Annotated in this window: 1 protein-coding gene and 1 pseudogene; one reads left to right on the top strand and one right to left on the bottom strand. The window is 73.4% G+C overall.

All coding sequences use genetic code 11. The annotated features are described in order from the left end of the window. Nucleotides 1-1264: helicase-related protein (locus LQV45_RS32385; protein ID WP_290370384.1), on the top strand; the 1264-nt coding region annotated here is incomplete at its 5' end. Here LQV45_RS32385 and LQV45_RS32380 read toward each other — a convergent pair. Continuing rightward, a pseudogene (locus LQV45_RS32380) lies at nt 1209-1411 on the bottom strand (MFS transporter); the annotation flags it as partial. The gene LQV45_RS32385 and the pseudogene LQV45_RS32380 overlap by 56 nt on opposite strands.

The raw sequence follows: 1411 nt of genomic DNA, 5'->3' as shown, positions 1-1411 counted from the left end.
CAACCAGGTCAAGGCGCTCGTGGCCACCTCGGCCCTCGGCATGGGTTTCGACAAGCCGGACCTCGGCTTCGTGGTGCACCTTGGCGCGCCGTCGTCGCCGGTGGCGTACTACCAGCAGGTGGGCCGCGCCGGCCGTGGCGCGGCGAACGCCGACGTCCTGCTGCTGCCAGGATCCGAGGACCGCGACATCTGGCAGTATTTCGCCACCGCATCCATGCCGTCCGAGGAGAAAGCTGCCGCGGTCCTGACGGCCCTCGCCGAGGCAGGCACGGCGGTGTCCACGGTGGCGCTCGAGGCCCGGGTGGACCTGCGCCGCACCCCGCTGGAGCTGCTGCTGAAAGTCCTGGCCGTGGACGGCGCCGTCGAACGCGTCGGCGGCGGCTGGCGTTCCACGGGACAACCCTGGAACTACGACGCCGAGCGGTACGGCCGGATCGCCGAGGCCCGGGTGGATGAACAGGACTCGATGGTCATCTACCAGGACACGGCCGGCTGCCGGATGGAATACATCACCTCGGTGCTGGACGATGAAACGGCCCGCGCCTGCGGCCGCTGCGACAACTGCGCGGGCCGCTGGTTCCGCGCCGACATCGCCGAGGACGCCACGGAGACCGCCGGGCAGACCCTGCGCCGGGCCGGCGTCGTCCTGGAACCGCGGCTGCAGTGGCCCAGCGGCATGGACCGCCTGGGCGTGCCGGTCAAGGGCAAGATCAAGCCGGATGAGGCCCTCGCGGACGGCCGGGTGCTGGCGCGCCTGACGGACCTTGGCTGGGGCGGGGCCCTGCGGGAGGCCTTCGCCGCCGGTGCGCCCGACCGGCCCGTGGACCCGGGCATGCTGCAGGCCTGCGTCCAGGTGCTCCGGGAGTGGGGCACCGGAGATGCCCGGACCGCTGGCTGGAGCGGGGCCGGCCGGCCTGCCGCGATCATCAGCCTGCCCTCCCGCGGGAAGCCGTTGCTGGTGGATTCCCTGGCCCGCGGGATCTCGGAGATTGGCCGCATCCCGTATCTGGGCCAGCTGCAGCTCAATCACGGCGGACCCACCGGCGGCCGCGGCGGGAACAGCGCCTACCGGCTCGCCGGCGTCTGGGACCGCCTGGTGGTGGGACCGGAGCTGGAGGAGGCCCTGGCTGGAATCCGTGGCCAGAGCGTCATGCTGGTGGACGACCTCGTGGACAGCCGCTGGACCCTGACCGTCTCCGGGCGGGCCCTCAGGCTCGCGGGCGCCGGCGCCGTTCTGCCGCTGGTGCTGGGCCAGGCCGGCTGACCTCAGCGCCGGCGTGGCGGGGGAGGGCCAGGCTGTCCAGGGTGCTCAGGAGCATCAGGACCGCGATGGCCAGGAACGCCGCCCGGTACGGCGCCGCCGGATCACCGGCGACCCCGGTGGATCCCGCGCGGCTGCCTGCCTCGAAGA

The sequence above is a fragment of the Microbacterium sp. Bi128 genome (assembly GCF_918698205.1).
This window is presented reverse-complemented; position numbering and strand designations above follow the sequence as displayed.